The 25,109-nt window shown below is 68.1% G+C and carries 27 protein-coding genes and 5 pseudogenes; 21 read left to right on the top strand and 11 right to left on the bottom strand.

Annotated elements, in window-relative coordinates:
- Positions 1-151 precede the first annotated feature (151 nt).
- The 4 genes and pseudogenes from M2157_RS47635 to M2157_RS47620 form a co-directional block, all read left to right on the top strand.
- Positions 152-508, top strand: a complete 357-nt coding sequence (locus tag M2157_RS47635) for a PadR family transcriptional regulator (RefSeq protein ID WP_150485061.1) — start codon at positions 152-154, stop codon at positions 506-508.
- Positions 505-1,443, top strand: coding sequence for a hypothetical protein (locus M2157_RS47630; protein WP_280868607.1), 939 nt, complete (start codon positions 505-507; stop codon positions 1,441-1,443). The genes M2157_RS47635 and M2157_RS47630 overlap by 4 nt, the downstream gene beginning before the upstream one ends.
- A 168-nt stretch (positions 1,444-1,611) precedes the next feature.
- On the top strand, positions 1,612-2,109 hold the full coding sequence (locus M2157_RS47625; protein ID WP_280859269.1) for a hypothetical protein: 498 nt from the start codon (positions 1,612-1,614) through the stop codon (positions 2,107-2,109).
- Between the two features lie 52 nt (positions 2,110-2,161).
- A pseudogene (locus M2157_RS47620) lies at positions 2,162-2,251 on the top strand (TetR family transcriptional regulator); the annotation flags it as partial.
- A 126-nt stretch (positions 2,252-2,377) separates the two neighbouring features.
- Here the strand turns inward: M2157_RS47620 and M2157_RS47615 are convergent.
- A pseudogene (locus M2157_RS47615) lies at positions 2,378-2,569 on the bottom strand (lamin tail domain-containing protein); the annotation flags it as partial.
- A gap of 54 nt (positions 2,570-2,623) precedes the next feature.
- Positions 2,624-3,085, bottom strand: coding sequence for a hypothetical protein (locus M2157_RS47610; RefSeq protein WP_280859270.1), 462 nt, complete (start codon positions 3,083-3,085; stop codon positions 2,624-2,626).
- A gap of 361 nt (positions 3,086-3,446) precedes the next feature.
- Between M2157_RS47610 and M2157_RS47605 the strand changes: the two genes are divergently transcribed.
- From M2157_RS47605 to M2157_RS47595, 3 genes are all read left to right on the top strand, one after another.
- Entirely contained in the window at positions 3,447-4,415 is a 969-nt protein-coding gene (locus M2157_RS47605) for a TIGR01777 family oxidoreductase (protein WP_280859271.1), read from the top strand.
- Between the two features lie 69 nt (positions 4,416-4,484).
- Positions 4,485-4,691 carry a hypothetical protein gene (locus M2157_RS47600; RefSeq protein WP_280859272.1) on the top strand — a complete coding sequence of 69 codons (207 nt, stop codon included), beginning with the start codon at positions 4,485-4,487 and terminating at the stop codon, positions 4,689-4,691.
- Positions 4,692-4,770: 79 nt separating this feature from the next.
- The gene (locus tag M2157_RS47595; protein ID WP_280859273.1) at positions 4,771-5,490 is read left to right on the top strand and encodes a hypothetical protein; all 720 of its coding nucleotides are present in this window, start codon (positions 4,771-4,773) and stop codon (positions 5,488-5,490) included.
- 251 nt (positions 5,491-5,741) lie between these two features.
- On the opposite strand, the gene M2157_RS47590 is transcribed toward M2157_RS47595, so the two are convergent.
- Positions 5,742-5,903, bottom strand: a complete 162-nt coding sequence (locus tag M2157_RS47590; protein ID WP_280859274.1) for a hypothetical protein — start codon at positions 5,901-5,903, stop codon at positions 5,742-5,744.
- 292 nt (positions 5,904-6,195) lie between these two features.
- Entirely contained in the window at positions 6,196-7,035 is an 840-nt protein-coding gene (locus M2157_RS47585; RefSeq protein WP_280868606.1) for an aldo/keto reductase, read from the bottom strand.
- A 44-nt stretch (positions 7,036-7,079) separates the two neighbouring features.
- Here M2157_RS47585 and M2157_RS47580 point away from each other — a divergent pair, with 44 nt between their 5' ends.
- The 4 genes and pseudogenes from M2157_RS47580 to M2157_RS47560 all read left to right on the top strand — a co-directional run bounded on the left by M2157_RS47580 (position 7,080) and on the right by M2157_RS47560 (position 10,187).
- Positions 7,080-7,283, top strand: coding sequence for a hypothetical protein (locus tag M2157_RS47580; RefSeq protein WP_280868605.1), 204 nt, complete (start codon positions 7,080-7,082; stop codon positions 7,281-7,283).
- Positions 7,284-7,531: 248 nt separating this feature from the next.
- A pseudogene (locus tag M2157_RS47575) lies at positions 7,532-7,678 on the top strand (transposase); the annotation flags it as partial.
- Between the two features lie 416 nt (positions 7,679-8,094).
- Positions 8,095-8,754, top strand: coding sequence for a DUF4389 domain-containing protein (locus tag M2157_RS47570; protein WP_280868782.1), 660 nt, complete (start codon positions 8,095-8,097; stop codon positions 8,752-8,754).
- 542 nt (positions 8,755-9,296) lie between these two features.
- Positions 9,297-10,187, top strand: a complete 891-nt coding sequence (locus tag M2157_RS47560) for a universal stress protein (protein ID WP_280868604.1) — start codon at positions 9,297-9,299, stop codon at positions 10,185-10,187.
- Between the two features lie 45 nt (positions 10,188-10,232).
- On the opposite strand, the gene M2157_RS47555 is transcribed toward M2157_RS47560, so the two are convergent.
- The gene (locus M2157_RS47555) at positions 10,233-11,258 is read right to left on the bottom strand and encodes a 6-phosphofructokinase (RefSeq protein ID WP_280859278.1); all 1,026 of its coding nucleotides are present in this window, start codon (positions 11,256-11,258) and stop codon (positions 10,233-10,235) included.
- 20 nt (positions 11,259-11,278) lie between these two features.
- The gene (locus M2157_RS47550) at positions 11,279-11,896 is read right to left on the bottom strand and encodes a hypothetical protein (RefSeq protein WP_280868603.1); all 618 of its coding nucleotides are present in this window, start codon (positions 11,894-11,896) and stop codon (positions 11,279-11,281) included.
- 320 nt (positions 11,897-12,216) lie between these two features.
- Between M2157_RS47550 and M2157_RS47545 the strand changes: the two genes are divergently transcribed.
- The 4 genes from M2157_RS47545 to M2157_RS47530 all read left to right on the top strand — a co-directional run bounded on the left by M2157_RS47545 (position 12,217) and on the right by M2157_RS47530 (position 15,118).
- Positions 12,217-12,918, top strand: coding sequence for an SDR family oxidoreductase (locus tag M2157_RS47545; protein WP_280859279.1), 702 nt, complete (start codon positions 12,217-12,219; stop codon positions 12,916-12,918).
- A 28-nt stretch (positions 12,919-12,946) separates the two neighbouring features.
- Positions 12,947-13,825: an alpha/beta hydrolase gene (locus M2157_RS47540; protein ID WP_280859280.1), complete on the top strand. Its 879-nt coding sequence runs from the start codon at positions 12,947-12,949 to the stop codon at positions 13,823-13,825.
- Positions 13,826-13,985: 160 nt separating this feature from the next.
- Positions 13,986-14,357, top strand: coding sequence for a DUF1330 domain-containing protein (locus M2157_RS47535; protein WP_280859281.1), 372 nt, complete (start codon positions 13,986-13,988; stop codon positions 14,355-14,357).
- Between the two features lie 236 nt (positions 14,358-14,593).
- Positions 14,594-15,118 (top strand): thiamine pyrophosphate-dependent enzyme, encoded by a 525-nt coding sequence (locus M2157_RS47530; RefSeq protein ID WP_280859282.1) that lies wholly within the window; start codon positions 14,594-14,596, stop codon positions 15,116-15,118.
- Positions 15,119-15,166: 48 nt separating this feature from the next.
- Here the strand turns inward: M2157_RS47530 and M2157_RS47525 are convergent, their stop codons facing one another.
- The gene (locus M2157_RS47525; protein ID WP_280859283.1) at positions 15,167-15,337 is read right to left on the bottom strand and encodes an SRPBCC domain-containing protein; all 171 of its coding nucleotides are present in this window, start codon (positions 15,335-15,337) and stop codon (positions 15,167-15,169) included.
- Between the two features lie 50 nt (positions 15,338-15,387).
- Between M2157_RS47525 and M2157_RS47520 the strand changes: the two genes are divergently transcribed.
- From M2157_RS47520 to M2157_RS47510, 3 genes are all read left to right on the top strand, one after another.
- The gene (locus M2157_RS47520; protein WP_280859284.1) at positions 15,388-15,600 is read left to right on the top strand and encodes a hypothetical protein; all 213 of its coding nucleotides are present in this window, start codon (positions 15,388-15,390) and stop codon (positions 15,598-15,600) included.
- Between the two features lie 40 nt (positions 15,601-15,640).
- Positions 15,641-16,063: an SRPBCC domain-containing protein gene (locus tag M2157_RS47515; protein WP_280868602.1), complete on the top strand. Its 423-nt coding sequence runs from the start codon at positions 15,641-15,643 to the stop codon at positions 16,061-16,063.
- A 95-nt stretch (positions 16,064-16,158) separates the two neighbouring features.
- Complete coding sequence (locus M2157_RS47510; RefSeq protein ID WP_280868601.1) at positions 16,159-16,560, top strand: hypothetical protein; 402 nt, start codon at positions 16,159-16,161, stop codon at positions 16,558-16,560.
- Positions 16,561-16,828: 268 nt separating this feature from the next.
- Here M2157_RS47510 and M2157_RS47505 read toward each other — a convergent pair whose 3' ends face one another.
- Positions 16,829-17,662: a DUF2182 domain-containing protein gene (locus M2157_RS47505; protein WP_280859286.1), complete on the bottom strand. Its 834-nt coding sequence runs from the start codon at positions 17,660-17,662 to the stop codon at positions 16,829-16,831.
- 423 nt (positions 17,663-18,085) lie between these two features.
- Between M2157_RS47505 and M2157_RS47500 the strand changes: the two genes are divergently transcribed.
- Positions 18,086-18,739, top strand: coding sequence for a DUF1326 domain-containing protein (locus M2157_RS47500; RefSeq protein WP_280859287.1), 654 nt, complete (start codon positions 18,086-18,088; stop codon positions 18,737-18,739).
- Positions 18,740-18,979: 240 nt separating this feature from the next.
- Here M2157_RS47500 and M2157_RS47495 read toward each other — a convergent pair.
- The 3 genes and pseudogenes from M2157_RS47495 to M2157_RS47485 form a co-directional block, all read right to left on the bottom strand.
- A pseudogene (locus tag M2157_RS47495) lies at positions 18,980-19,144 on the bottom strand (AhpC/TSA family protein); the annotation flags it as partial.
- A gap of 1,371 nt (positions 19,145-20,515) precedes the next feature.
- Positions 20,516-21,341: pseudogene (locus M2157_RS47490) on the bottom strand (IS110 family transposase); the annotation flags it as partial.
- A 376-nt stretch (positions 21,342-21,717) separates the two neighbouring features.
- Positions 21,718-21,954, bottom strand: a complete 237-nt coding sequence (locus tag M2157_RS47485; RefSeq protein ID WP_280868600.1) for a hypothetical protein — start codon at positions 21,952-21,954, stop codon at positions 21,718-21,720.
- 924 nt (positions 21,955-22,878) lie between these two features.
- On the opposite strand from M2157_RS47485, the gene M2157_RS47480 reads away from it, so the two are divergent.
- On the top strand, positions 22,879-23,613 hold the full coding sequence (locus M2157_RS47480; protein ID WP_280868599.1) for a DUF4232 domain-containing protein: 735 nt from the start codon (positions 22,879-22,881) through the stop codon (positions 23,611-23,613).
- 920 nt (positions 23,614-24,533) lie between these two features.
- Positions 24,534-25,031: a sortase gene (locus M2157_RS47475; RefSeq protein WP_280859291.1), complete on the top strand. Its 498-nt coding sequence runs from the start codon at positions 24,534-24,536 to the stop codon at positions 25,029-25,031.
- The last annotated feature ends 78 nt before the right edge of the window (positions 25,032-25,109 follow it).

Genomic DNA, 25,109 nt, shown 5'->3' with positions numbered 1-25,109 from the left:
ACCATCTGTGCGATCGGGTACTGGGCGATATCAGCCCGCCGACGCGCCGCCGCCACAGCGGCCAGGCCCTCAGGCAGCGGATCGGGCTTCCGGGCGGCAGAACGATGAGTCGATCGACAACATATGCCGGTCACTGATATATATAGGCGGCATGAATGAGCGACCGCTTCAGGAGCCGACGCTGCTCCTGCTCACTGCCCTGGCCGACGAGCCGAGGCACGGCTATGGACTGATTCAGGAGATCGACGCGATCTCCCAGGGCCGTGTGCGGATGCGCACCGGTACTCTCTACGGCGCGCTGGACCGGCTGGTCCAACAGGGCCTGATCCGAGTCGAGCGCGAGGAGGTCGTGGACGGTCGGGCGCGCAAGGTCTACGCCCTCGCCGAGGCCGGCCAAGACGTGCTGGCCGCCGAGACGGAGCGGCTGCGTGCCGTCGTCGCCGAGGCGGAGCGTCGACTGGCCGCCCGTCGCGCCCACGCCATCCGCCCGAAGGGGGCCCTGGCATGACGCAGCAACACAGCTCACTCGCGTTCCGCTGGGCGCTGCGCCTCCATCCGGCCGCCTACCGCGCTGAGCACGAAGCCGAGTTGACCGCGATCTATACCGAGGCGACGCAGGATGCCGGCCCGCTCGGCCGGCTGCGCGAGGCGCTCGATGTCGCCGGCCATGGCCTGCGGCGGCGCACCGGCCTGGGCTCCGACCGGATGGCGGGTCAGGTCCTGGCGCAGGCGGCCCCGCTGGCTGTCGCCGTGGCGACGGGTAGCTTCGTGGCGGGCCTGTTGTGGCTCTTCGCCCCCGACGTCCGGACCTCGCCGGCGTCCTCGCCGAATGTGATGAGCCTGGCCAACACGGGCCTCACGCCGCTGCTCTGGCTGGCGGCGCTCGCGGCTGTCTGGACCGGGCGCTGGACCGTGGCCCGTGCACTGGTCGTGCCGGCGATGGTGCTGTGCCTGGCCGACGTCCTGCTGGCCGCGTTCTCCTCCTCCGGCTTCCACGGCACCCCCTCGATCGCAGTGATCCGACTGGCCGTGCCGCTGCTCACCGGCGCCATCGTCCTCGCCGCACCCAGGGATCTGCTCGGCCCCTCCCTGTCCCAACGCCGCACGATCACGGCAACCACCGCCCTGGCGGCCGTCCTGGTGTCGGGCGTGCAGCTCGTCGACCTGTACTACCCCTTTATGGGCGTTCTCAGCGCCATCGGCCCGCTGTGGGCCGGGGTCCTGTGGGCCGGGGTCCTCGCGATCGCCCTGCTCTTCGGCACGCGTAACCGGTTGACCGTCGCGGGAGTGGCGGTGGCCGTGCTGCCCACCACGCTGCAGGTGACGGTCCAGCTCACCCCCGCGGGCGTGGTTGTCCTGGCCCTGGTCCTGCTCAGCAGCACGGTGCCCTTCCTCCGCGCGCGCCGGCGCCACTTCCAGTCAACCCCGCCGAGCGCGGCATAGCTGGCTCCGGGACCCCGGACCGCACCCCGGATCGGCCCGGCGCTTCTGCCGGGCCTCCGGAAGTGCGGCTGATACGGCCTGTTGCTGACTCGCAGAGGGACAGAAGGGGGTGGCATCCACTGCATTACTCAGCAGCAGCCCAGGGCGACGGTCAGGTAGAACGTGGGGGTGAACGTGCTGACCTGTGCCGCCTGCGGAAGCCGCCTGACCGAGCCGCTGCGGCTCCTGCCGGAATTGCCGCCCCGCCCGGAGTTCGACGGACGAAAGGGACCCGACGGCTCCCGGCACGCCCCGCCGACGGTGCCGCGCGGGACGTACGCGGTGGACCCGGAGCCCTCCGGGGCGCCGTATGTGCCGCATCCCGATCCCGAGTGGTGCGATGCCGCCAACCCGGGCCACTCCTGCCTCGGCGACCCCGACGGGGAGGGCTTCCTGATCTCCGGCGGACCGCGCGGCACCCTGGTGGTCCACCCCGAGGACACCCGCGGCCACTTGTCCGCCAACCCCGCCTTCCAGGAGATCGGGTGCTGCGGTCCGCCGGGCCGCGAAGGGCCCAACGAGGTGTGCGCGGCGTGCGGTGCCGTGGTGGCGACGCTGTACGCCGACTGCTCCGCTCCGTACGAGACGGGCTTCCTGCCCGACGCGGTACGGGTGGCCGAGCTGTGAACCTCGCAGACGCAACAGCGCCCCGCCCCGCGACCACGTACTCGTCGCCGCCATGGAGATGATCGCCGAACGCGGCCTGGAGAAGCTCACCATGGCGGCCCTCGGCCGCGAGGTCGGCATGAGCAGCGGCCATCTCCTGCACCTCAGCCATACCGCCCGTCGTTCCTGCAGACCACATGGCCAAGCAGGAACAGCATGTGCCCACCCTCTACGGGCCACATCCCCTCACACCTGCGCCATCACCTCATGCGCAAGTGCGGGAAGACAGTCAGTTGTGGTGGCCACCGCCGTGGTGGCGACCGCCGTGGCGGCCCCAGGACTCGTCGATGAAGCGGTCGTGGTCGTTGCGCAGGGTGGCGGTGTCGGAGTGGTTGTCCCACGCCTCGTTGTGGCGGTCCATGTAGAGGTCGCTGTCAGTGTCGTGGCCCCTGCCGGTGTGGATACGGACCGTGGCACGGCCAGGTCGGGAGGAATGCCGCCCACCTGCGGAACACGCTGGACCACCTCGGCCGTCCTACGCGGAAGACCAAGTGAGACCGCTCAGTCGGTCAGTGGTGTGCAGTGCACGTTGTTCGCTCCGCCGCTCTGGCCGGAGATCCGTCCCCAGTAGGGGAAACTCGGGGTCGACGTCCTGGGCGTCCGTGACCGCTGCCAGCATGGACACGGCGGCGCCGGGACGGTCGCGCACGGTGACCACGCAGTCCTGTCCGGTCGACGGGTTGTACGTCGGGTAGACCGTGCCCGCCGTACCGACCGGTGCCGAGTCGACCACCGTGTAGCCCGCCCCGCAGACACCGTTGTACTTCGCCAGAGGCGTCGCCGCCCCTGCCTGCGATGCGATGCCCCCCATGGCGCCGACCACGGCGGCCGTGACCGCTCCGACCTCTGCGGCACGCTGAAGGATGTTCATGTGAATCCCCCGTTTCGTCGAGAGACCCGACAGCTTGTCGACCTCGAAGGGATTGACCGTCGTCACCCGCCCAGCGTTTTAGGCCACTGGCACCGGATACGGAACCCGGATACCGAGTGAACGGGACCGTGGCCGTTTGGTGTCGACCGTCAGGGCACGCCGCTCCCGGCCGCGACTTCGGTGTCTGAGCGCCTTCCGCCCGTCGGCGTGTCCTTCCTGGAGAGTGGTCGTCTTCTCACCCGGCACCCGCCGGTCCCGGCCGGCCCCGCCTGGCTTGTGACGGCCAGGACCGCCCCAGTCGTGCCGCTGGTGACATGACCGGCCATCACACGCGTGATCGCGAACGCTCTCCGGCCGACCCCGACACCGTTTTGAACACGTTCAACTCTTTGGTCTAGGCTCACCCGAGACGAAGGAGGGGGTAGCGATGAAGATTGTGATTCCTGGGGGCACCGGACAGGTCGGCGCGGTCCTGAAGCGCGCGCTCGATGCCGCAGGCCACGAGGTCGTGATTCTCACCAGACGCCCCAGGCGCGACGGCGAGGTCCAATGGGACGGTCGAACTCTGGGGCCATGGACGGCGGCGGTGGACGGCAGCGACATCGTCATCAATCTGGCCGGACGCACTGTGAGTTGCCGCTACACGGCGGCCAATCTGCAGGAAATGATGGACTCCCGGGTCGACTCCACCCGGGTCGTGGGTACCGCGATCGCGGGCGCTGCCCGACCGCCCCGGGTCTGGCTGCAGATGAGCACCGCCACGGTGTACGCGCACCGCTTCGACGCCCCAAACGACGAGGCCACGGGTGTGATCGGCGGTACCGAACCGGGCGTGCCGGACTACTGGGCGTACAGCGTCGAGATAGCCAAAGCCTGGGAGCAGGCTCAGCAGCAGGCCGTGACGCCGGCCACGCGCAAGGTCGCTCTGCGCTCGGCCATGGTGATGAGCCCGGACCCCGGCGGGGTCTTCGCCGTCCTGCTGGGACTGGCCCGCCTGGGTCTCGGCGGCCCGGTCGCCGGTGGGGCACAGTACGTGTCGTGGATCCACGAACATGACTTCGTGCGCGCGGTGGAGTTCTTGATCGACAAGGAACACATCGCAGGGCCGGTGAACCTGGCGGCTCCCCATCCTCTGCCGCAGCGCGCATTCATGCGTACCCTGCGCTCCGCGTGGGGTGTACCGGTGGGTCTCCCTGCGACCAAGTGGATGGCCGAGGTCGGCGCGCTCGCTCTTCGTTCCGACACCGAACTGCTGCTGAAGAGCCGCCGTGTCGTCCCGGGCCGACTGACCCAGGCAGGCTTCGACTTTCAGTACGCACAGTGGCCGCAGGCCGCGAATGAGCTGGTACATCGGGTGCGCAAACGGATCTACGGCGGATCCGCGGCACGCCGGTGAACGGATCCGGGACGGCGGCCGATCTGGCCGCCCCGTCATCCCTGACCAGCCTGTGCTGCACCAACCCCCATGCGCACAACACCACACTCCCCTGGCCAGCCCCGGCACCGAGTGCTGGTGGGCCACGTCGGCCTCAGGCTCTGGGAGGGCGCCTACATGCAGACGGACAACACGTCGTTCGCGGGCGCGACCGGCGATCTGGACGTGGCCTACGACGCGGCGGTCTTCCAGGTGACCACGACCGCGGCCACCGGTCCCTGCTTCACCGGTTCCTGATCCCACCCGGCACCGCGTCCACGGCCCGGAACCCACCGGGCCGTGGACGCCCCTCTCCCCCCTCTCGCGGAGTCCCACCATGCATCTCCCGACCCACCGCCCCCGGTACACCGCCGTGCTGGTCGTCGCGCTGGCCCTGACCGGCTGTTCGGCCGGCCACGACACCAACAGCGCGGGTTCGTCCGCGTCTTCGGGCACGAACCCCACCGCGGACGCCTCTCCGAGCACCGCCGCCACTGCCACCAGCCCACAACCCCGCCCCACGGGCATAGACAACTGGCCGACATACCCGGCTGCCAAGCAGGACGTGCCCACGGATGTGAAATCCACGGTGATGGCGAAGGGCTACACCGGGCAGAGCTTCCTCAAGGAACTCGCGGCCGACTGGCACATCACACTCGGGAAGCGGCAGAAGCTCACCTTCAGCGAGCCGGCCTGGCAGGTCGGAGGAGAGGCACACCCGACGAAGAACAGCGACTTCCAAGTGGCTGCCATCTGGGACCTCTCCGGCGACCTCAGGCAGTTCTACTGCTCGGCGACCGCGAACGCCCCCCGGTACGAGGAGTTCCTGCAGGCCTGCGTCGGTCTCGACCACCCGGGCTCCGACGGGAAGGCCGCCGCAGCCTGGCTGGACGGGGTGAAACCCCAGGTGGACAAGGCGTTCGCCAAAGAGAAGGTGCCCATCACCAGCCCTCTTCTGCGTTCGGGCGACACCGCCGCCTATCTGCGGAAGGGCGCCTACTCCCCGTCGGGCACCTATCAACTGGAGATCTTCGGCACCTCCGACGCCAAGAACTGACCCACCTATACCCCCACCCGTCCGGAAACCGCACCTCCACGCCCCCTCGGCATCGACCCGCGCGCTCGCCCCTGTGCGGGCCGGTGCCGAGCAACACGAAAGTGACCGGAAGCGGCCGGTGCCTTCGAGGACCCTGCTCTGCCTCGCGAGACGACGGGCCGACGTGCTGTTCCCGAAGCTCCGCGACGGCAGCTTCTATGAAGCCGGGTCAACCACGACAACATGAGAGACCTGCGTTCCTCGTCGGTCACTCAGGGCCGGGCGAGACCAACCGCGACGCTCACTATCGAAACGGTTGCCAGAACACCACAGGTGAACCTGACCAGCGCTGGCGTCAGGAGCTGATTGATCCCCACCGTGTTCGCCATGAAGCCGTAGATCCGCCACGCAACATCGCGGTAGTTGAAGGCCACCAGCGAAGTAGCGGCCCCAAAGGCCAGACCCCAACCAAGCCCTGCCCACCCACTCATCGATTCTCCCCAGAGACAGTCGATGCCCAGTATCGCTCCTGGCACTTGACCAAACCCATAGCGGCACCCCGGGCCCCTGGAATGCGTGATGACGACAGCGCGGGCCGTCCGCGCGGTGCCGGACGTGTTCCCGGGCTGCCTCCTTGGCTTCGACTCGTCCGAACGAGTCGGGGCTGGAGCCGGTTGCCAGCGTGTCGCGTGCCCTCTACCAGGCGCTGTCGCCGCTGCCCGAGCCCTATGCCACTTCGGACAGACTGTCGAGGCGATCGCGGTGCACCGGGGTCATTTCGAGACGCTCCGCAATGAGGTTCTCCTCCAGGTGATCGATCCGGGCGGTGCCAGGGATCGGGAGGATGACGGGTGAGTGGCCGAGGAGCCAGGCGAGTGCGACCTGCGTGGGAGTGGCGTCGAGCTCGGTCGCTACGGAAGCGACCTCGACCTTTGCCCCCGAGTTGCCCCAGGCGACGGGGCGCCATGGCAGGAACGCTATTCCTGCCGCTTCGCAGGCCGTGAGCACGGGCTCGTGCTCACGGTCGAGCAGGTTATATCGGTTCTGCACGCTCGCGACGTCGATGATCTCCCGTGCCTGGTTGAGCTCGTCGACGGTGACCTCGGACAGCCCGATCCGGCCGATCTCGCCCTCAGCCTGCAGGTCCCCCAGCGTGCCGGCCTGGTCGGCGAGCGGCGTTTCGGGGTCGATGCGGTGCAGTTGAAGAAGCTCGATCCGCTCGACCCGCAGCCGGCGGAGCGCCTGCTCGACCTGCTCCCGCAGCACGGCTGGCCGCCCGTCGAGCTTCCACTCGCCTGAGGAGCCCGATCGAGCAACGCCAACCTTGGTCGTGATCAGCAGTCCATCCGGGTAGGGGTGCAGGGCCTCAGCCAGGAGTTCCTCATTGGCTCCCCCGCCATAGAGATACGCGGTGTCGACCACCGTGACACCCAGCTCGACGGCCCGCCGGGCGACGGCGAGAGAGGTCTCGCGGCACGGGCCCGGTTCCGTCGGCAAGTGCATGGCCCCGAACCCCAACCGCCGTACTTTTAGATCCCCGCCGATACAAAACGCAGTCGATGTCACGTGCTGTCTTCCCCCTCGCTCAAGCAGCAACGCTAACAGCGCAGTTGGCCACGACAAGCGTCTACCAGCAAGGATCGGCCTCCGATCAGAACAGCAGCTACCTCATCGACGACGGACTCGGCATAGAGACACGCACCCAGCGCAACTCTTGCCGCAACACCCACCGCAACCTGACGCGGATCCATGCTTCCGTGCAGCCACTGCACGGGACGTTCCTCATGCAGACCGTGCTGCTCCGGACGCGCTGACCCGCTGTGGTCGGGGGTGTCCGCGGGACGGCCGGCCCCATGGTCGGTCCGTGATCACCCCGATCATGGCGACTCGGTGGGCGCTCGCAGTGACTCCCGGCCTGATGGCCCGCCGACCGACTCGGAGCAAGAAGAGTGGCCATCCTGCCCGTCGCGCAGGCCGCCTGACCTTGAGCAGAGGCCCTGAGCCTCGGCCATGACTGCCCAGGACCTCCGCCCTGGCCGGGCCCAACCCGGGCCGGGCGCGGTCGGCGAACCGCGAGAAGGCCCGCCGCAAGTTCGCCCGTGCGCATGCGCGGATCGCCGACCGGCGCCGCGACGTCCTGCGCAAGCTGTCGACGCGTCTCGTCCGTGAGAACCAAACGGTCGTGATCGAGGACCTGAGCGTCCGCCACTCCGAGTGCTGGTGCCGGGGGGCAACAGCGACCGGTAGCCCTTACGCGCAGTCACCTGCTGCCCGGAACCACCGGCGTCGATGATGGTGGGACGCCGCTTCGGGGGGCCGCCTTCGAACGGAATGACTTCGTCTTTCCAGCCTGCCCCCGACGGCCGCCGCCCGCAGGGGCAGGCTGGTCCCACCGCCTCGGCTGGTGGGGTCATTCGGGCCGAGCGACCCGCCGCACAGTGCGTCACGGCAGCTTTATCGTGCTCGGCTATGGCAGCCTCGGGTACCGCTTGTGCACCGGGGACCAGCCGATAGGCCACCGGAACGGACCCGTCTGCCCTCGCGAGCCAGGGCGGAAGCAGCCAGGCTGGTCATGAGGCCGCCCGGCGGCGCATACGCCGGGGAAGGGAGCTGATCACCGTGACGATTCCAGCTGCATTCCACGACCGCCCGGTCCAGGTGAACGCGCGTATCGACTCGCCACTGTCCCGATGGCTGTGGCTCGTGAAGTGGCTCCTCGCCATTCCGCACTACGTGGTGCTGTTCTTCCTCTGGATCGCTTTCACCGTGGTGACCGTGATCGCGTTCTTCGCCATCCTGTTCACCGAGCGCTATCCCCGTGCCCTGTTCGACTTCAACCTAGGAGTGTTGCGCTGGAGTTGGCGGGTCTCGTACTACTCGTACGACGCCCTGGGCACCGACCGGTATCCGCCGTTCAGCCTGGGCGAGGAACCGGACTACCCGGCACGGCTGGACATCGCCTACCCGGAGCGGCTCTCCCGCGGCCTGGTACTGGTGAAGTGGTGGCTCCTGGCCATCCCGCACTACATGGTCATCGGCTTCTTCCTCGGCGGCGCCCACCTCGGCTGGTGGTCCGGCGGCCTGATCGCCCTGCTGACGGTCATCGCGGCCGTGATCCTGGTCTTCACCGAGAAGTATCCGAAGGATCTGTTCGACCTGATCATCGGCCTCAACCGGTGGGTCCTGCGCGTAACCGCCTACGCCACCCTGATGACGGACAAGTACCCACCATTCCGCCTGGACCAAGGCGGCTCGGAGACGACCGCCCCGGAAGAGCGGACGTGATCACCGCGCTGGTGGCCGCATTCTCTACATCCACTCCCCTGCACGTCCTCGTCACCAGGCGGGGCTGTGGGAGCCGGAGATGGGCCGCCGGCTGTCTCGCCTTTTCCGGAGAAGATTATCTTCCGAACGATGAATCCCTTGGTTCCCTCTTCGAGGCAGCCTCCGACATACCGACCCAGTGAAGATGTCGAAGATGTCGCCCGCGGTGTCCTGCGGCGGGGCGGTCGGGGGACGGAGTCCAGATAGACCTGGCGCATCACGGCGAGACCGACGAGCAGCACGATCATCATGATTCCGACGCCGATGGCCGTGGCCATCAGGGCGACACGATGCGCGGGTGCACTCCAGACGGCGAGCGCCGCCGGGACAAGGACGAGGACCGGGAGCCAGGTACCGATCACGTTGAGCAGACCGAGTCTGGCGAGATAGCTTGCCGGCGTCTTGCAGACGCCATCGCGTTCCCGCCGTGGAACAGTGGAAGGGAAAGGGCAGGGGTTGAGCGGTTCTCCTGCGGAGGTCCACGCCCGGCGAAGGAGGACACGATGAGTCGCCCTGTGCTGGCGGGTATCGACGGGTCTGTGCACAGTTCGATGGCAGCCGACTGGGCGGCGCGAGAGGCCGCGCTGCGTGGCGTTCAGCTGCGCCTGATACATGCCTCCCCACTGCTGCCGGGCGCCGCCGTGCCGCTCCCGGCCGTGGAAAGGTTGCGTCGCGTGGGTGAGCAGATGCTCCAGCGGGCGGTTGGCGACCTCAGCGACCGCTACCCGGACCTCGCCATACGGACTGAACAGGCCGATGACGCACCGGCCTCGGCACTCCTGGCCGCGGCACGCACTGCCGGGATCCTTGTGGTCGGCACACGGGGCGCGGGCGGCTTCGACTGTCTCGCGGTCGGCTCGGTGGCCCTGCGGATGGCCATGGCAGCCGCTTGCCCCGTCGTGTTGGTGCCTCGACAGCCCGCCGGCGCCTTGGGGGCAGGGAGACCCGCAGCACCCGGCGCCGCCCAGGCGGTGGTGGGGTTCGACGCGCATCACCCGGTCAGCGAAACGGCGGACTTCGCGTTCTCGGCCGCTGAGGCACGGGGAGCATGTCTGCGGGTCGTCCAGGCATGGGCCTTTCCTGCCGACTCCGTGTCTCCCCGGACGCTGACAGTGACCGAGGAGGACCGCGCCACCTGGGAGGATCAAGAGGTATTGCAGCTTTCCGACGCCCTGCGCGCGTGGCAGGAGAAGTACCCGCGGGTGACGGTCCGTTCCGATGTCGTGCTGCTCCACCCCGCCGAAGCGCTCTTGAACACCTCCCGCGGTTCGGAGCTGCTCGTCGTGGGCCGCCGTACCGATCCGCAGGCGGTCGACGGCAGACTGGGGCCCATCGCCCACGCCGTACTGCACCACGCCCGCTGTCCGGTGGCAGTCGTTCCGCACGTGGGCTGATGGTGGACCAGCGGGTCCGACGGCGATCCGGCGAGTCGCTGGGGGTCAGCCGAAAAACACCTCGAACTCGTCGTAGAGCGACGGATCGACCTTCTTGGTCGTCTCTGTGGCATCGGCGAGCGGAATCGGCACGATCTGCGTGCCGTGCAGGGCCACCATCTTGCCGAAGTCACCGTCTTTGACCGCGTCGACGGCATGCAGCCCGAAGCGCGTGGCCAGCCACCGGTCGAAGGCGCTGGGAGTCCCGCCGCGCTGGATGTGCCCCAGGACCGTGGTGCGAGCATCCGTGCCCGTGCGTTCCGAGATCTCCCGGGCCAGCCACTCGCCGATTCCGGACAGCCGCACATGGCCGAACTCGTCCAACGCCTGGTCCCTCAGCATCATCTGTCCCTCATGGGGGACAGCCCCCTCCGCCACCACGACGATCGGCGCATAGTTGATCTCAAACCGGCTCTGCACCCACGCACAGACCTGATCGATGTCGAACGGCTGCTCCGGGATGAGGATCGCGTTGGCGCCGCCCGCGATGCCCGCATGCAGCGCGATCCACCCTGAGTGCCGTCCCATCACCTCGACCACCAGGGTGCGCATGTGCGACTCAGCGGTCGTGTGGAGGCGGTCGATGGCCTCGGTCGCGATGCCGACGGCGGTATCGAAGCCGAAGGTGTAGTCGGTGCCGGACACGTCGTTGTCGATGGTCTTCGGTACACCGACCAGGTTGATCCCCTGACGGCTCAGCTCGGTGGCGACACCGAGCGTGTCCTCGCCCCCGATCACGATGAGCGCGTCCACGTCGTGCGCTGCAAGGGTGTCCTGCACACGCCGCAGGCCGTCCTCGTGCTTGAACGGGTTGGTGCGGGAGGAGCCGAGGATGGTTCCGCCGCGGGGGAGGATTCCGCGCACGCTGGGGATGTCGAGCGGCATCACCCTGTCCTGGAGCGCGCCGAGCCAGCCGTCCCGCAGACCGACGAAGTCGATGCCGTACTCCTGGACGCCCTTGCGGACGACGCTGCGGATCACGGCGTTGAGGCCGGGACAGTCACCGCCGCCGGTCAGCACTCCAACCCTCATGGTTTCCTCCCATCAGCTGGTCACCCGACCTGGTGGCAGCCTTCCCGGCGATCGAAAATGGCTTCGGGAACTTGGATCAGCTCCCTCCAGCGTCCCTCCATTCGGTCCGCAGTGGCCACTCGGCGTACGCACGCTCCAGGCGGCTCGCTCGTGGCCTCGGTGAAGGCGGACTCAGCGGCGTTCTCGCCTGTCGGCGAGCCGTCGACCGCCAGCAGTACGGGATTGTTCGGGTCGGGTCGGCCCCGCACCACCAGCATCGGGCAGGCAGCTGCCGTGCGCGGCCGACGGAGCGCCCATGTCAGCGTCGGACACTTGTGCCGCACCGCCAACACCGCAGGACGCCCCAGGCGTATTTGGCCGGTGAGTCGGCGGTCTACGTCGACACTCTGGACGCTCGGCTCGGTGGTGCTGCCGCTGAAGGCCATCGCGATGGACATGTTGTCACTGGCCGCGACGTTCGGGGTCCTGGTCTGGATCTTCCAGGCCGCCGGAGCACCAAGACGTCGCTCCAGCGGAGGCCCACCACTGGGGCCTCCCTCATCCGTGACATCAGCGATCTCAAGATCCCCGAGGACAAGAGCGCCGGTCGATTCGCCGCCGAGTCCTGGAACATGAAGGGAAGCCGCCTCGAACTGCACGACCTCGTCTTCGGTGGGTGGTGACCGTGGACACGGTCGCCGGGCCAAGCGAGTGCTCGAGTTCTCCGCGGCGGCTGTCACGGTCCGTGACCTGGAAGTGGCCGAGGCGACCACATCCCCCTGTACGTCGAGAGCCTGAGGGCACCTGTCCGGCGTTGAAGGCATCCCCCTGCCCCCTCCGCCTCCACCTCACCCCCGACATCGTCCCGGGGTGGCTCTACGACACGGTCGGGAAACTCGACTGTGGCGGGCTTGCGCCTTGAAACCGATCGGTCTACCTTGGTGGAAACCGATCGGTTTCCCATTCTGTGGAGAGAGTCATGACTGCTTTGAAGGGCGCAAACGTCTTCGTCACCGGCGGCAGCCGAGGCATAGGCAAGGCCCTGGTGGAGGAGCTCTATTCGCGCGGCGCGGGCAAGGTGTACGCCACCGCCCGGGACCCGCGCAGCGTGACGCACCCGGACGCGGTCCCGGTGGCGTTGGAGGTCACCGACCCCGCCTCCGTGACGGCCGCCGCCGCGCAGGCGCAGGATGTGACCGTGCTGATCAACAACGCCGGTGCCTCGGTCGGCGCGTCCTTCCTGGACTCCCCGGTGGACGACGTGCGCCGGGAGTTCGAGACCAACTTCTACGGTCCGCTGCTTCTCACCCGGGCCTTCGTGCCGGTCATCGAGGGCAACGGCGGCGGCCACCTCCTCAACGTGCACTCCGTGCTCTCCTGGCTGGCCCTCGGCGGCTCCTACAGCGCATCCAAGGCCGCCCTCTGGTCGCAGACCAACTCCCTGCGCCTGGAGCTTCAGCCGCGCGGCATCGCAGTCACCGGACTGCACGTGGGCTACGTGGACACGGACCTCGCGGCCGGCGTCGAGGCGCCCAAGTCCGCCCCCCGTGCCGTCGCGGCCCTCGCCCTCGACGGGGTCGAGACGGGCGCGTACGAGGTGCTCGCTGACGACATCTCACGGCAGGTCAAGGCGGGCCTGGCCGGCGACCCGGCCGGCCTGTACGCCCAGCTGGCGAAGTAACCCCCTTCACACACAAGGAGTCGGCGAGATGCCCAGCCGCGAGTCACGTCCCACGATCCACATTCCAGAAACCACCAGCCACACCATCGCCCCGCGCGCAGGCCGCCACAGCCGCGAGGGAACCCTGCGCTACCTCAAGGCGGGCACCGGCGCTCCCCTGGTCCTGCTGCACACCGTGCGCACGCAGGCCGAGCACTTCCGCCTCCTCATCCCGCTCATCGCGGACCGGTTCACCGTGTACGCCCTCGACCTGCCGGGGATGGGCTACTCCGAGATCGTGCCCGGGGCGTCGTACGACGAGCCGGCCATGCGCGAGGGCGTCAAGCGGCTCCTGACCGAACTCGACCTCCACGACGTCACACTGGTCGGGGAGTCCATGGGGGCGGTGCTCGCCCTGACCACCGCGGCCGATCTCCCGGAGCGGGTACGGCGCGTCGTCGCGGTGAATAGCTACGACTTCCGCGGCGGAATCGCCCGGTCGAGCCTCCTCGCCCGCGTGGTCGTCACCGGTGTTCTCGCCCCGGGGGTAGGTCCGGTGATTGCCGGGGTGGAGCCCAAGCCCGCCCTACGCAAAATCCTGCAGGGCGGACTCGGCGACAAGAGCGCGCTGCGCGACGACTACATGGACGAGCTCCTCCAGGTGGGCACCCGCCGTGGCTACCCGATCGTCGCCCGGGCCGTGTACCAGGCCCTGCCCAGCCTCATCGCGGCCCGCTCGCGCTACCCCGAGGTCAAGGCACCCGTCCACCTCGTCTACGGCGAGAAGGACTGGTCCCGCCCCTCGGACCGGCAGGCGAACAAGAACCTGCTACCGGCCGCCGACTTCACACAGGTGGCGGGAGCGGGGCACTTCATCGCGCTGGAAAGGCCCGATGTGCTGGCCGACCTGTTGAGCGCGGTGGCGTGAGGTCCGCCAGCGTCAGCGGGCTGATTACCCGAACAGCTGATTACTGAACAAAAGACACACTACTCAGACTTCCGCGACCTCAGAGTCGTAAATCGCGGCCTTCGTCAGCGTCATCATCAACAGCAATGTCGGCATCCTGAAACCGGAGAGGGTATTAACAATGAGTACGAATTCGGAGAAGAAGAAGTTTTACGCCCTGAACATGTTTGACGTGGTCGACTTGGAGAAGTACCTCGCGTATTTCAGTCGTTTGCCCGAATCGGCTCCGCAGTATGGTGGTCGAATGGTGGCGTTCGGTCGTTTCCGAGACAATGTAGCCGGTGACGTCGCTCCGCGGCAGGTCCTGTTTCTCGTTGAATGGGAGTCCGAAGAGGCGTTCATCAGCTTCCGGGACGATCCCGCCCTGGCCGACTTGCATCCGCTGCGGGAGAGCGGGGCGGCGTCCTATGTCTGGCAGACGTTCGATGGTCTCGATATGAGCGACCCCGCCGACGTCTCACTCGACGATGTACTGGCGGTGCTCAAACCCTAATACCCGGGCTCGGCCAGCGTATCCAGCGTGAGCTGATACCAAGTCAGCGCAGCATTCGCTTCAACCGGGCATGGCCGACACCGAGGTCGCTCTGCGCACTGGCCTGCCCGTGACCAGTGCCACACCCGCGGTTGCGAGCTCCGCCACTCCCACTGCGATGGAGGAGAATCCGAGGATCTTCTTGACAGCGTCCGTCCCATCCGGCCCCGGCGTGGCCGAGGACGCGTCCAGATGCAATGCCTTTTGACGAGCTGACCCAGGTGGGCTACCGGGCGGCCGTCGGCTACCCCGTCCACCACCCCGGGACCTTCCTCACCCCCCGCTACCAGGGCACCCTCGGCTATGACTATCCGTCGGCGCTGGGTGTCAAGGTGGGCCTCCCGGACCGGGCGGTCGACTCCATCAACGGCGACGGCGGGTTCTGCTGGAATGTGCAGGAACTGGCGACCGCCCGCAGGCACGGGGTTGGGGTGACGGCTGTGGTCTTCAACGGCAACGCCTACGGCAACGTCCGGCGCATCCAGGCCGACGGGTTCGCAGGCCGATTCATCGGCAGTGACCAGCCCAGCCCCGACTGCGTCCGGCTGGTGGAGTCGTTCTCCGTGCCCGCCCTCCGGGCGGAGGCCCCGGCACGACTCGCCTGGGCCCTCCAGGACTGCCTCAGCGAAGCGGGCTCCACGTGGATCGAGGTACCGGTGGCTGAGATGCCCAGCATGTTGCCGCTGCTGCTCGGAGGTTCGCCCGGTTCGGTCCGGGACTGACAACTCCCGGTATGCGCGGTGCGTCGCCGGCCGCCGCGAGCAGGCAGGTCACATCCAGTGGTCGGGGCCGGGGTCGCGGCCTTCGCCTCGTGCGGCGAGTCGCTCCGTGTAGTGCTTCCAGCCTTCCTCGTGGGCTGCGCACGCCTCGGGCGAGGGCAGGCCGCTGTGGACCAGGCGCAGCAGGGTGCCGTCCGAGGTGGCTTCGAGAGTGATCTCCACGGTGGTCGAGCCCGGGTGGCAGGGGCATCCCGCCCTCAGCCCAGCCCCAGGTGAACACCAGCCGCTTGGGCGGGTCCACCTCGACGAACCGGCCCGCCCTGGAGGCCCATCCCGAGGGCGGAACGGTGGTCCGGTTCGACCACACCGGTTTCGCGGAGATCGATGACATGTTCCGGGAGGTCACGATGGGCTGGGCGGGCATGTTCGCCCGTCTGAAGGAGTACGTGGAGACCGGCACCCCGGTCCCGTACTTCACCGTCTGAGCCCCGCCCCGTTTCCCCCTCCCACGCACTAGGAGCAGCAATGTCCGAGATCACCTTCCGGACCGACATCGGCGCCGATCGCGCCAAGGTCTACGAGGCGCTGAACACCCACGACGGCCTCACGGGCTGGTGGACCACCGGCGTGAACCGTGACGGCGAGGTCCTCCTCTTCGACTTCCCGCAGATCCCCGAGCCCTTCCGGCTCCGCCGGGACCGCGCGGACAAGGAGGAGATCGTGTGGACGTCGATCGGTGCCTTCCCGCCCCACTGGGCCGGCACCGTCATCACCTGGCAGTTGACCACCACCGCTGACGGGTCCGGCACCCGGGTGGACTTCCGGCACGCCGGCTTCGCCGACGGCGACCCCGACCTTGCGCACACCGCCGACACCTGGGACCTGCTGATGGACCGGTTCAAGAAGTACGCCGAGTCGGGCACCCCGCAGCCCTTCTTCACCCTCTGAGCAGGGTCACGCCATGCCGATCGACGTGAGCGCCAAACGGGTGATCCCGCTCCCGCCCGGCCAGGTGGCCGCATACGCCATGGCCTCGCGCCACGATGCCTGAGGGCACCTCCCATGCCCGTTCAGGGCTATGGAGGAGGACGCAGGGCATCCGCGAGGCGGCCCTGACCCGCAAGGCGGACGGCGGCGGGTTCGGCGTCGGAGCCGAGGTGACCCGGACGGCGCACTTCCTCGGCAAGCGCATCGACTACGTGCTCCGCGTCGCCGCCCACGATCCCGGGCGGCTGCTGGACATGGTGTACGTGGCCGGGCCCATGCCGATGCACGTCACCTACACCTTCGACCCGCACCCGGACGGCACACTCGCGAGCATCCGCGTCCGAGGCGATTCCGGCCGGTACCACCGGCTCGCCTCGCCCCTCATGGCGAGGAAGATCCGCTCCTCCCTCGGCAAGGACCTGCGCGACCTCGAACGCAGACTGCGGGCCGATCCCTGACTACAACCCACCTGCCCCGCACGATCCGAGGTCAGTGATGGCGTACGACGAAGGATTGGCGGAAGGCATCCGCTCCCCGCTGGGCGCCTATCCGGCGATCAGTGAGAAACACATGTTCGGAGGCTGGCATTCCTACACGAAGGGAACTTAGCGGTCGGAGTGATCGGGGACGAGCTGATGGTGCCAGTCGCCCGATGCAACCGAAGCAGCCCTGGCTCGGCCCGGGACGCGGGCCTTCGACTTCACCGGCCGCCCGAACGACGACCGGTCAGCGACTCCGGCCGACCATCTCGTCCATCGACGGATCGGACATCTCCAAGCCCGGCAGCAGCAGCCAGTCCTGGAACGGCGCGAGCGCGGCCAGGACGAGGAAGGCGAGGCCGACCGCCCAGCTGAGCCAGGGGCCTCCCCGCCACAGCTTCTCCAGGAAGATCACGGTCGCCAGTCCCGCCATCGCCGCCACGTTCATGACACCAAGAGGGATCAGCACGATCATCAGACCCCAGCAGCAGCCGACGCAGTAGAGCCCATGGTGCGCACCGACCCGCAGGTCCTTCGCCCATGGCCGGAAGCGTGCGTACCGCAGCAGCTGGAACATCGGGTTGCGGCAGTGCCGCAGACAGACGCGCTTGAGCGGGCCGAACTGCTGCAGCCCCGCGAGCAGGAACGCGCCCGCACCGATCCAGCGGCCCGCATCCGGGTCGCTGTCGACGAGACGCCCGGTCGCGGCCAGGGCCACGTACACGAGCAGCCCGAACCCGGTCCAGGTGAGCAGGTAACCGCCGACGAACTCGGCGATGCGCAGGGCCCGGGCGTGGCCTTCGGTGGTGCGGCGGATCGCCTGCACCCAGGTGAGGGCGACGGGCGCCAGCGACGGCAGCATCATCGCCGCCATCATGACCACCCACAGGAGGAGGAACAGCGGGAGTGTCAGGCCCATGGTGCCCGGCTCCATCCCCATGTCGCGAGACTGGGCGACCGTGAGCAGCCATGCCAGAGCGGCGATCAACACCAGGAAAACCCAGCCGAGGGCCAGATCACGCCTCGCCAGCAGCACCCCCGGCCGGGTGGGCACCGGCGGCGCGAACCGGAGATGGGCCATGGCACGCCTCCCGAGGTCGCCCACTGCCCGATCAGTGCAGCGGCCCGCGCAGTGGTGGGGCTGCGCAACGCCGGGAAGCACGGCGAGCACTGCGAAGACATCTCCAGCAGAGCACAGAATCGCAGGGCCCAAAAGCGGAAGGCAGTGGCCGGACCAGTTTCGTGCGGCGGCTGACGGGATGTCCTTCAGACCGGCAGGCAGCTGCCTTGCCGCGTTTGATCTGCTCAGTCCAGTACCTGGGTCCGATCCCCGCTGGGGGCGGTGTGCGGTGAGGCGGCGGCCCCGCGCAGGGCTGGGGTTTCCCGGCCGGGCAGGCGCATGCTGGAGATGAGGTCGCTTCGCCGTTGTGGGCGCGGGCTCTGTGCGGGGCAGCCTCGCCGCTCCCAGAGCCCTGCGGTAACGGGGGATGAGGAGGTCAGTGAGATGACCGAAGCAACCACCAGCCCGGCCTGGCGCCTGGTCGGCGACTGGTTCGACACCTGTAAGTGCGCCATACCGTGCCCCTGCACCTTCGCCCAGCCCCCGACCGAGGGCGACTGCGAAGGAGTGCTGGTCTGGCACATACGCGAGGGCCGGTACGGGGACGTCCGGCTCGACGGGCTGAACTTCCTGATGCTCGGGTCCTTCACCGGCAACATATGGGCCGGCGCCGCCACCGACTCGTATGCGGCCTTCTTCGTCGACGAGCGCGCCGACGACCAGCAGCGCGCCGCGCTCGGCACGATCTTCAGCGGTGAGGTAGGAGGCTGGCCGAAGGAGTTCAGCGAGCTCGCCCCCTTCGAGGTGCGCGGCATGGAAGTCGCCCCTGTCGTCGTCGAGATCGACGACGACCTGGGGTCGTGGAGCGTCGAGGTCCCCGGCCGGGTCACCGCCCGCGCCGAGGCCCTGGCCGGTCCCACTACGCCCGCCGGCGCACGGGTGCAGGTTCACAACGCCGGCGGTGCCGAGGTGGGCCCGGGCCAGATCGCCACGTGGGGCCGCGCCACCACGGACCAGGCCGATGCCTTCGGCTTCAACTGGGACCGCAGCGGCAAGTCCAGCAAGCACTTCCCGTTCGACTGGAGCGGCCCCGACTGATTGCGCGTGACCCGTGCCATCGGGGCGAGCGAGAACCTTCATCCCCGCTGATACGTGCCGGTTCCTGCCAGCCACCGCGATGGTCCGGATGCCGACGCTTTCGACACCCGGAGGGTCAGCCGGTCCCACGTTGTTGGTAGGTCGGACGGGCCGTCGTAGTTTCAGTAATTTCGATTCGGCCGTGTGCAGTCCCGTCAGGGCGACGGCTCGACCCTGACGTGGCTGCCCGAAGCGGCGTGCTCAGCCCAGATCGTCGAGGGCAGCGAGGATGTCCGCCGGTTCCGCGCGGGCCGTGTAGCCCGTGTCGACGAAGGCCCAACGAATCACGCCGACGCGGTCGATGACGTAGGTGGCGGTCAGCGGGAGCGTACGCGGGTGGCCGTCGTTGACGCGCTGGAGGTCGAAACATGGGCGTCGAAACCGCCCGTTCGATCAGGAGGCCCGGCCCAAAACCAGCGGCGCTGTCACCCCAGCATAGCCAGGAGACAGCGCCGTAACACGAATCGCTTGCTGTTCATCCGCCTACTGCTGCGGCGGTTGCACGGCAAGGTGCGAGAGTTACTTTGCACTGCTGGTAACACTGGCCTTGATGCCACTCGCAGCAGGCCTGGTGTGATAGCGGATGCCGAATTCCCATGCAGCCCGATGATGGCCCGCTGTCAGGTCGGTAGGTCGTGGTCGATCATTTGATGCCGACAGCTGACTCGTTTGCATTTTCCCTGCGGGCCGCCGGGTTCGAAGCCAGGGCACCAGCAGGACAGACAGGGCCAGGCGTCATTTTGTCCAGGATCCCAGCCACTGTTCTCCAGTCGCGCTCGGGCGGTTTCCCGGATGCCGCTTATTTGCTCGCCGAACCTGCGGAAGTCGGCCTCGTTCTCTTCGAAGGCCTTCTTCTGGGCGTCCGTTGGGCCGTGCTGCTGCATGTTGACCTCGGGTGGGTTGCGGCGAACGGTGTTTAGGCCCCGTAACTGCAGCTGCAGTACTACCGAAAGTCGTGGGATGAGAAAGGATGGCGACATGTGGCACGAGTGCAGAGGCTGGAGTGCCCGGAGGTAGGAGACTTGTAGAAAGGGCAACCGCATTCGAATACCATGCAGCGAGTGAACCCGTCATCGTCCTCCCCCATCAGGAGCTGACGAGCCTTCCTCTGCACCTCTCGAAGACGCGCCTCAGCCTCATCTAGCTCAGCGAAGATTGCATCGCTCTGAGCGTCAGTCACCTTAGAGTCAGGCACTGGTAACCCAACCTTTCCAATCAGGCTTCGCGACCTCAAGAACCGCCTTCTCGCTCGGCACCTTACTTCCTACTGTCACACCGCTGCACCGCTGACGCATCCGCTGTTGGCCGACAATTCAGTTGGGCACAATGAGTCCAACTTATAACTGTGGCCGTGCACGGATCGCCCAGCCACAACACGGGAATGACGGTGAAGGCGAGGCTCCTCGTTGAACTCGTCCTCCGTCACCTCGCCGTAGCCCTCAGGATGACGGCGAGCACGTCGGCATCCCCACTGACCGACAGCAGTGTCGGCGCCGATCTCCGATGCAAAATCAAATGCACGCCATGCGGAAGAGGCGCTTCTGCTTCCATCGGCCGGTTGCCACCCGCACTCTTTCCAGGAGCCTCCGTGACGTCCGTCCAGCCCCAACCTGAGTCGGCGCGCAGATACAAGAGCTTCTCGTCGCTGGGCAGGAGGCGGCTGAGGGCGGACGCTGGGTAGATGCCGGGCTTGCCTGGGGCGAAGCTGCCAGCTGGGCAGCCTGGACGGCGCGAACGCCCCATGCCGGGCAGGCTGCGGATCACCTCGGCGTGCGGGTGCTCGTGAAACCGGGCCTCGATGAGCGCGTCCAGGCTCGGCGATCTCCTCTTCGAGAGCCATCACCCCCTTCGCAAGGCGGGCCACCATTGACGCGGCCAGCGTCTCGCCTGGCAGCGAAGTGTGCTGAGCCTGGGCTGCCTCGACGACGACCTGGGCGAGCGCTGTGGCAGCTTTGACCTTGCGGTTCTTCAACCGGGTCTCGATGCGCCTGACACCGCTGCGACGGATGGCTGCCGGCGTCTGATAGCCGGTCAACAGCAGGACGGGCCCTTTGTTCGTCAGGCTGAGGGCCCGCTCCAAAGCTGGGCAGATCTCCAGGAGTTGCTCTCGGAGCCGGTTGATCTGGCGGGTGCGATCGTTGACGAGGTCGGTGCGGCGGCGGACCAAAAGCTTGAGGTCGACGGCTATCTCGTCGCCTGGCCGGAGCACGCCGAGGTCATTGCGCATGCGGGCCTGGTCGGCGATGACGAAGGCGTCCTTGGCGTCAGTCTTGCTCTGGCCGCGGTAAGCAGTTGATGCCTGGTGAACAGCGAGGCCGGTGAGATAGACCCTCGGCTGGTCGTGGCCCAGCAGCAGGCCTGTGAGAAGTCCGGCACCGCCGTGGTTGATGTCCACCGCCCACAACGCGTCCTCCGAAAGCGCAAGGACGTCGCCGATCAGCTCCAGGAGCGCGGACTCATCGTTCAGCACCCGCCGCGACAACAGACGCTCACCTTGCGCGTCGATCACCACGCAGTGGTGATGTTCTTTGCCGATGTCCACGCCGGCCCAGATCTCGGGCACGGTCACCTCCGCCAGCTCGTCGTCGCAACAGTCCCGCAGACGTTGTCCTACACAGCAATCGTGTCGAGTCGTCGCGGTGCCCCGGGCGGCCAAGTCATTTGAGCTATCCAACGGGGACCAAGCTCACAGCCATACCCGGAACCCCCGGGCCCGACGATCTTACGAATGACCGCCTCAGGCCCACGCTTGAAAGGTAGGACGAGCTCCGACCATATGTGCCAAGCTCAGAGCAGGGCACGCAGCTCGTCGACCGCGTCCGCGGCGTCGAGCAGCCGGGCACGGTTGGGGAGCAAGATCAGACCTCCAGTGAAGGCCCAAGCTGCCATCCGCGCCTGCTCCCAGATCAACACGATCTGAAGGATGACCGGCGTGCTCGCTACTCGGTGTACCGGACCGCCCTCTTCACATCAAGTTCCACTCCGGCCCGCATCGCGCCCTGCTCTTTCGCGTGCTCGGCGACCGCGGCCTGCACGTCTCGGACGAGGTCGCGCCATGCCTGCCACGCCGTCTCGTAAGCGGGCGGGTCGCCTTGGCCGCGTAGGGCTTGCACGGCGGCGTGCGCCTCGTCGGCGGCACGTTGCTTGTCCAGGAGTTCTTCGAAGGTGTGTGTCACGTAGGGACCTTATCCGTGCAGCACTGAGCCTCTCGGCTGCCATCGCTGCTGTACCGCCAACGGCGTACACCTCGGCCGCTTGGCCCGCCAAGAGAGCGGCCTGCGCAGCAGGATTCGTGGTGATCCGCTTCCGCAGGCGATGGTGGCGGAGGCGGTGTTCTGCTCGGCCGGTGCAGGTCGCGGCGGAGGCTTCAGCGGACCCGGCAGCGGGTCATCGCGATGCAGCGGGGTGAGCAGGCGGAGTGTCCAGTATGTGGCAGGTCGTGGACCGCGGGAGTAGAGCGGTCGAGGGCGGCGGTGTTCTGCTCTGACCACTGCCGGGTGCGGGCCTGCCGTGAGCGGCGGGCGTCGCGGACCGGCGTTTCGGAAACGCCCTAGCCGAACGTCTCTTGAGCACCTCGAACACGCCTTGCATTGAAGGGGAGTTGGCGGCGGCCGCTGGGTGCTTGAGCGCCTCTGGTTCACGCTCTGCGTCGACGTGTCGTGTCCGCGTCACAGTTGACGGTGACCAGGGCCGGCGCCTCTTTGCCCGGTCACGTCATGGTGGCCGGGCCGGACCCTGACGAGGGCGGTGGTCTTCATGACCGACGTGACTGACCGGATCGGGGCGTCACCCAGCGATACGAACAGCTCGTCGCTCAGGCCAAAGAGCCGATCGCGCAGGTCTCCCGCGCTCAGTTCGTCCTGGGCGACGTGGCGCTGGAGATCGAACCGGCGCGTCCGGTGCGCAAGAGACGCCCTCGGCCTGGAGGCCGCGGGTCAGGAGCTCGGTCTGCCGGGGCGTTCCACGGTGGTTGTGGCCGGATTTCGTCACCGGTGGGTCACAGGGCGGAGTGAGGGAGAACTGCCGGCTCCACGGTTCTGTCTGGTTCGACGAGGGCGGCGAGGAGCCGTGCTCCGGACAACTGGTACTCGGGGGACAGCATGCGGTACGTCAACGGAATGCGCTATTCGGCGGTGGCGGTCGTCGTGGCTTCGGCGGCACTGGCGGTGGCGGGATGTCAGCCCGGTGGGAGCGGTACGGACACCGGAGACGGCGGCGTCACCCCGTCCGGGGCCGTCAGCTCAGCGGCCTCCTCCCCCACGCCCGGCGCCCCGAAGCCCGGCAGCTCCGCCTCCGGTTCCTCGTCGTCGACGCCCTCCGCCTCCGCTCCCGGCTCCTCCTCGCCCGCCGCCTCCGTACCTCCGTCGTCGGCACCCGCTCCGGGCGGTTCGGCGGCGACCTGTTCCGCGGACAGTCTGAAGGCGACCGCCCGTCAGGCCGCCGCGCGGCCGGCCGGTACGGGAACCGGGGCGGCCGTCGTCGAGTTCACCAACGTGTCCGGACGCACGTGCGTCCTCATGGGGCACCCCACGGTGGCCGGCGCCGGGAACGGCTCTCCCGAGATGAACGTGCCGCTCACCGTCAAGCCGACCGGAGCCGCGGCGCAGGTGAAGGTGGCCCCCGGCGGCATGGCGTGGGTGAAGCTGACGTTCGTGCAGGTGCAGGGAGAGGCCGATGGGTACTGCGTGTCCGGTTCGGCGCCCGTGGTGTATCCCACGATGGTCGTACGGCTGCCGGGGTCCGGGGCGCACCAGGTGGCCCTGGACGACGGGCAGTTCGCCGAGTGCGAGGACACCGTGACCGTCACCGCCGTATCGGAGGTCAGGCCTTCTTGACCGATTCCGGCCGCAGCACCAGCGCGCGCAGCAGGACGATGTCAAGCGGAGCGGCGTCAGTTCTCACCGACAGCCGTTCGTGGCGGGTCCATCGCAGATGACATGGATGTGGCCTGGCGACCTGCACACGGGACGCCATCGCCATCAGAACACGCGGGTTAGCGTACAAGTAAACCACTGCATCAGTGTCGCCGCAGTGAGGCCGCCCGCACACGACGCAGCATCATGGCGCAACTGCCCGGCTCCCGTACCGGCGACGCCCTCGCCTCAGCCGCCCTCACCGCAGCCGCCCCCACACGGACAGGGATTCGCGCCGCTCGGGATCGCTGCCGACAAGTACGGCCTTGAGCTGGTCCTTCGACTGTATTCGGGCTTGACGGCCGATTCCTTCGCCCGTTCAGCACGAGCAGGTCGGCGGCCGGGCCCTCGCCCGTCTTGGTCGTGACGGCGGCGCGCCATCGGGCTGGGTTGACCTCGACGACCTTGATTTTCTCCCGGCTCAGGAACCGTGCCAGGGCAGCTCAGTAGGAGCCGGTGCACTCCACCCCCGCACGATGCAGGAGGCCGATCGTCGTTCCAAAGGCAACGTGGGGAATCAATCGACCCCCCTCTTCACGGTCACTCGCCGCGGGAGGATGAACCACTGCAGCGGCAGCCACCGGCGTCCTGCGCTTTCAAGGTTCACCCAGGGGACGGACGCTGGTCCTTCGTCACCTGTGCGGTGCATTCTTCCCATCTCTCCCTCAAAGCCGCTCACCTGCGTAAATGATCAAAGGACTGCGATCGCTGGGTGTGGCCGGATGACCCATCCGTCCGTATGCCGTGTTGCGGCCCGGCCGGTCTGTCGGTTTTCTCATGAGCGGAGCACAACAACGCGGCTGCGCATTCGGGCCGGCCACTGCTTCCCCGGAGGGAACTTCATGCGCATCAAGTGTGCAGGCGCCGGCATCGGTCTGGTTCTCGGTGCCGTCGGTCTGTCGAGCCCAGCCGCAGCAGCCGCGAGCGCCCCCACCAGTTCAGATATCCACATCAGCACTAGACACGCCGCCCCAGGCTCCACCGTCCGCGTCAGCACGACAGCCTGTGGCTCGGAGACCTATGGGAAGGGCGAGTCCGAGGCAGGAGGCAAGTTCCACCTCTTCCCAGGCGACCGCACGGGCGTACTGACCGGCGAGTTCCAGGTGCCGAGTGGCACCGAGCCCGGTGCTTACACCGTCACTCTGAAATGCCCGCCGCGAGTCAAAGTCACGGGCATGTACCTGGTCGGGACGGGCAACCCCAGCGGTCCAGTCGATGCTGGTTTCGGGACGGGCAACGACAAGGGCACACAGCTTGCCCTGGGGGCGATGCTGCTCGCCGGAGCCGCCGCCGGAGGCGCGATCAAGATGCGCCGCCGCCCGGCCCGTGCCCGCACCTGACGCTCTGTTCCATCGGCCCAGCCCCCGGGCCTGTGCCGGCCCGGGGGCCCGAGTCGCTCCCGTCACCCATTTCGGCCG

Origin of the sequence: Streptomyces sp. SAI-127, from assembly GCF_029894425.1 — a bacterium.
Lineage (GTDB): Bacteria > Actinomycetota > Actinomycetes > Streptomycetales > Streptomycetaceae > Streptomyces.
The sequence above is the reverse complement of the archived record's forward strand: the minus strand, read 5'-3'. Positions and strand labels throughout refer to the sequence as shown.

Excerpts from the sequence above, each read along its gene's own strand:
- M2157_RS47635 (WP_150485061.1), top strand. The coding sequence starts at position 152 with ATGAATGAGCGACCGCTTCAGGAGCCGACGCTGCTCCTGCTCACTGCC.
- M2157_RS47630 (WP_280868607.1), top strand. The coding sequence starts at position 505 with ATGACGCAGCAACACAGCTCACTCGCGTTCCGCTGGGCGCTGCGCCTC.
- M2157_RS47605 (WP_280859271.1), top strand. The coding sequence starts at position 3,447 with ATGAAGATTGTGATTCCTGGGGGCACCGGACAGGTCGGCGCGGTCCTG.
- M2157_RS47600 (WP_280859272.1), top strand. The coding sequence starts at position 4,485 with ATGCGCACAACACCACACTCCCCTGGCCAGCCCCGGCACCGAGTGCTG.
- M2157_RS47595 (WP_280859273.1), top strand. The coding sequence starts at position 4,771 with ATGCATCTCCCGACCCACCGCCCCCGGTACACCGCCGTGCTGGTCGTC.
- M2157_RS47560 (WP_280868604.1), top strand. The coding sequence starts at position 9,297 with ATGAGTCGCCCTGTGCTGGCGGGTATCGACGGGTCTGTGCACAGTTCG.
- M2157_RS47555 (WP_280859278.1), bottom strand. The coding sequence starts at position 11,258 with ATGAGGGTTGGAGTGCTGACCGGCGGCGGTGACTGTCCCGGCCTCAAC.
- M2157_RS47545 (WP_280859279.1), top strand. The coding sequence starts at position 12,217 with ATGACTGCTTTGAAGGGCGCAAACGTCTTCGTCACCGGCGGCAGCCGA.
- M2157_RS47540 (WP_280859280.1), top strand. The coding sequence starts at position 12,947 with ATGCCCAGCCGCGAGTCACGTCCCACGATCCACATTCCAGAAACCACC.
- M2157_RS47535 (WP_280859281.1), top strand. The coding sequence starts at position 13,986 with ATGAGTACGAATTCGGAGAAGAAGAAGTTTTACGCCCTGAACATGTTT.
- M2157_RS47530 (WP_280859282.1), top strand. The coding sequence starts at position 14,594 with ATGCCTTTTGACGAGCTGACCCAGGTGGGCTACCGGGCGGCCGTCGGC.
- M2157_RS47515 (WP_280868602.1), top strand. The coding sequence starts at position 15,641 with ATGTCCGAGATCACCTTCCGGACCGACATCGGCGCCGATCGCGCCAAG.
- M2157_RS47510 (WP_280868601.1), top strand. The coding sequence starts at position 16,159 with ATGCCTGAGGGCACCTCCCATGCCCGTTCAGGGCTATGGAGGAGGACG.
- M2157_RS47505 (WP_280859286.1), bottom strand. The coding sequence starts at position 17,662 with ATGGCCCATCTCCGGTTCGCGCCGCCGGTGCCCACCCGGCCGGGGGTG.
- M2157_RS47500 (WP_280859287.1), top strand. The coding sequence starts at position 18,086 with ATGACCGAAGCAACCACCAGCCCGGCCTGGCGCCTGGTCGGCGACTGG.
- M2157_RS47480 (WP_280868599.1), top strand. The coding sequence starts at position 22,879 with ATGCGGTACGTCAACGGAATGCGCTATTCGGCGGTGGCGGTCGTCGTG.
- M2157_RS47475 (WP_280859291.1), top strand. The coding sequence starts at position 24,534 with ATGCGCATCAAGTGTGCAGGCGCCGGCATCGGTCTGGTTCTCGGTGCC.